Annotated in this window: 4 protein-coding genes; 2 read left to right on the top strand and 2 right to left on the bottom strand. The window is 38.7% G+C overall.

All coding sequences use genetic code 11. The annotated features are described in order from the left end of the window. On the top strand, positions 1-484 hold a 484-nt coding region (locus tag MW688_RS08030), incomplete at its 5' end, for an ATPase (protein WP_486735434.1). After that, positions 477-677 (top strand): hypothetical protein, encoded by a 201-nt coding sequence (locus MW688_RS08025; protein ID WP_486735433.1) that lies wholly within the window; start codon positions 477-479, stop codon positions 675-677. The genes MW688_RS08030 and MW688_RS08025, both read left to right, overlap by 8 nt. Before the next feature lie 217 nt (positions 678-894). Here MW688_RS08025 and MW688_RS08020 read toward each other — a convergent pair whose 3' ends face one another. Together MW688_RS08020 and MW688_RS08015 are read right to left on the bottom strand one after the other, a co-directional pair. Further along, positions 895-1,920: a hypothetical protein gene (locus MW688_RS08020; RefSeq protein WP_486735432.1), complete on the bottom strand. Its 1,026-nt coding sequence runs from the start codon at positions 1,918-1,920 to the stop codon at positions 895-897. Positions 1,921-2,501: 581 nt separating this feature from the next. After that, positions 2,502-2,918: a hypothetical protein gene (locus tag MW688_RS08015; RefSeq protein ID WP_486735431.1), complete on the bottom strand. Its 417-nt coding sequence runs from the start codon at positions 2,916-2,918 to the stop codon at positions 2,502-2,504. Positions 2,919-2,990 lie beyond the last annotated feature (72 nt).

Here is a 2,990-nt window from a genome sequence, read left to right as displayed (position 1 = left end):
TCCCAAAGTGGTTATGATTGCAGTCCCAGTGCTCGATAATTGCAGGCCGCCACAGGTAGCTATGCAAGCAGGACGGTTAATGTTATATCGTTTAGAGGCCCTAGTTCAAGAAAAAGCCAATTTTGCCTTTGAAACAACACTGGCTGCTCGAAACTTTGCCCGTTTTTTGAGAAAATGTAAAGCCCATGGATACACTATCAACTTGATTTATTTTTGGTTACAAACCCCTGAATTAGCCATAGAAAGGGTGACTAGACGAGTAGAAACTGGAGGTCATAATATTCCTATTGAAGTGATTCGTCGTCGCTATGAAAGGGGACAAAGAAACCTGACTCAGTTATATTTACCCCTATGTGATAAATGGATTGTCTATGATAATTCTAGGGAGAATCCCCAGTTAATAGCTGAATGCCCACTTAACAAACCAGCAATTATTTATCAACCCTTTATCTGGCAACAAATAACCAAGAAAAATAATGGCTAAAACAAAACCTGACAAATTATCTGACCAAATTGATACAGGAGTCAAAACAGCGATTGCAAAAGCGATTGAGAGACACAGAAGATTAGGCGAGTCAATTAGTATTCTCAAAGATGGCAAAGTTGTTACTTTAAACGCTGACCAAATACCGCCTTTAGATGAGCCAAAAAATCATGACCTATTAGACAAAACCTAACTAGCGGTTTTGTTGCAAAGAGTCATGAAGCATACAATGTTTCTATGTATCTCGCGTATTTTTAAGCAGCAACATCAAAAAGTAATCAAAAAAATTCTTTTTTAAGCTACACTCACCCTATTACCAAAACCATCAACTTGACCTGGGTTAATGGGCGATCGCGTGCTTGGCTGCTCCGTTGGTGATCTCGAAGAGATCCGCTTCGCGGTGCGCGCATTTACTCCCCACCTATCAAAACCACCTTTATTGGCTCGCCGTACTCATTAGACTCAAAAGTATATTTGCTGCTATTCACAACACGTGGCATAACTTCTTTCCTAAGTATTGGGTCAGATAGCCAGGTATTCAATTCCTCTAATTCAGATAGAGATTTTTTCTCAGTGAACTTGGACTTACCCATAGAGAATGCTCCCTTTGCCCAGTTTTTGATACTAGAAGACACATTTGCAGCATCATTTGGTTCTGTGTCTATTTCTTGAGGTTTTGATGTCTGTGGCTCGTTTTCAGTGGAATTAAGAGAAGTAGCTATTTCTGCATTGTCTTGGGGAGGTTCGGTGGGATTTGATGGGGATTGATTGGGAGGTGTGGATGCGCGATCGCATTTAAAACTTAAGCTATTTTCTTCTTGTCCAGGTAGAGGAACATCAGCAAGGGAGCGCATATCAGCAGGGAAATCTTCAGTCAGCGCCCTAGAATGCTTAAGTAGTTTCTCTTGTTCGTCTGGCTTAATCTGAATACCATTATCCATCCTCATCGCAGCATTAGAGTATCTGGAGTGTTGCTCATCACGGTACTGTTCCCAGGATATAACAATATTGGAGGGGTCTTTCTTAAAATACCTCAGCACATCAGCCTTTTTCTTTGAAATATCCCCACCGTAAGCTTTCTGCCAGTCAGTTGCCAACCAAAGCACAAAGTTAGGGTCTAGCTTTCCATCAATCTTCCAAACGCCATCAGGTATCCAATTATTGAATGCAGTCTTAGATTTACTTGTGGGTTTAACAACTTCTGTTTTTGAGGTAATTTCAACTTTATTTGATATGGCGGTGGGATATTCCTGCTCAAGGTAATCCGTTGGTTCAGTCAAAGAATCTGTTGATTGTCTTGTGCTATCAAAGTTAACCTGACTACCACAAACACTCTCAAATTCTAATTCAAAAATTTCTTCTTTTTCCCCAAGAGAAATATTATTAGAAGTCTTTAATTGTTGAATATCATTATTTATTAGAGAGCGATCGCCCATACATGGATGACCCAGATGTGGAAAATCAATATCTGGTAAAGATTCTTTTGTGGTAAGAGTTTAAGCCACTTGACTATTTGGTTGATTAGTTGAATGTGTTTGAGAATCTGCATGAGATGTGTGTGAGTTCCTTACATTCTGATTATCGTGGCTGTGCGGACACAGAAATCTTGTTTTGTTCCTGGACGATAAAATTATTGTTCAATCTAAAAGGGAACAAATTGTTCCCTAATCGCAAAAATTAAAAGCTTTTATATTTTAATAACTATATAGTTAATCAACTTGAATGATAATAATTTAATGTCCCCAAATTGGAGACAGTTGAAACCTAAAAAAATATTAAGCAGTACAATTGGTATAGCAGCATTCGAGTCTTTTGAGTTCTGCTCATCCCTGTATTGTAGGAGTGGCTGAATAAACTTTCTTTTTCATCCACTTTTATTTAGAGTGAACCAGTGCGATAGGTTTAATATTGATAGTAGTTATAGATGTGGTGAAATTATGAAATTAAAATAATTTGATTGGCCACCGATAGCAATTTGATGTCCCCAATTGGGGACAGTTGAAGCTTTAAAAAATTCTTAGTTAAGACAAGTATCTATTTCATTTGACTCAATACCTATTTCTTCGAGTTTTGAGGTCTCTGGGTCATTTTCTGGGGAATTAGGAGGATTAGTTATTTCTGGATTTTCTTGGGGAAGTTCAGTTGGATTTGACTGGGATTGATTGGGAGGTGTGAATGCGCGATCGCTAACTAATTTTTTACTGTCTTGCTCTCGTCCAGGTACAGGAATATCAGCAATAGAACGCATATCAGCAGGGAAGTCTTCTGTTAAAGCTCGCTGATGAGTCAGCAACTTCTCTTGCTCATCAGGCTTAATCTCGATGCCATTCTCCATTCTCATAGCAGCATTAGAATATCTCTGGTGCTGCTCATCACGGTATTGTTCCCAAGAGATAGCAATATTAGCCGGATGCTTCTTAAAATATCTCAGCACATCAGCCTTTTTCTTGCTAACCCACATTCAGCAGCCCCATAGATAAAATATAAAAGAAGTATAAAGCCAAAG

This window comes from Johannesbaptistia floridana (assembly GCF_057440575.1).
The sequence above is the reverse complement of the archived record's forward strand: the minus strand, read 5'-3'. Positions and strand labels throughout refer to the sequence as shown.